The following is a 542-nucleotide window of genomic DNA, read 5'->3' on the forward strand; positions in this document are numbered from 1 at the left end:
CACGAGGCCTCGAGCCTGTTTCAGCCCATAAGCGTGTTGTTTGATTTTGTTGTCCAAACCGTGCTTCATCTTGAAACCAAACATCAATGCGATCTAAAGGGAGATGCCCTGGGGTGTGAAGGATCGTTTCCACTTGGAACTTTTTTAAAAGCCTCTTGGCTTTCATTTGACTGCTTTGGGTGCTTAGAACGGCTTGTGACCCAACTAAACCCACGCTTCTTGAGCAGTTTGTAAATATGATCGGTGTGATATCTAATGTTGAACTGGTCATAAATATACTGAGCAATATCTTTCCCCATTAGTCTGCCTCCTTCTGAAGAACTTGCTGACTGTTTTACATAATCTGACAGTGTATTTAGTTGTTGTGAGGTTAATTTAGCTGGACGACCTTTAATCGGTTTGTTGTTCAAGCCAGCAATGCCATTGTTAAGGTAGCTTGAAACCCATTTATTGACACTGGCGCGCGCTGTATTTAGGCGCTTAGCAATATTCGTTCTGTTTTCACCCTCAAAGAATAATGAAACAGCAAGCAGGCGTATGCG

General features: G+C 42.8%; 1 protein-coding gene. It reads right to left on the reverse strand.

Annotation, left to right across the window (positions count from 1 at the left end; all coding sequences use genetic code 11):
• Positions 1-83 precede the first annotated feature (83 nt).
• Positions 84-542 (reverse strand): helix-turn-helix domain-containing protein (locus I6F49_RS20285; RefSeq protein ID WP_197181757.1); only part of this gene is annotated, 459 nt, incomplete at its 5' end.

The sequence above is a fragment of the Pseudoalteromonas sp. SWN166 genome, from assembly GCF_015864485.1.
Lineage (GTDB): Bacteria > Pseudomonadota > Gammaproteobacteria > Enterobacterales > Alteromonadaceae > Pseudoalteromonas.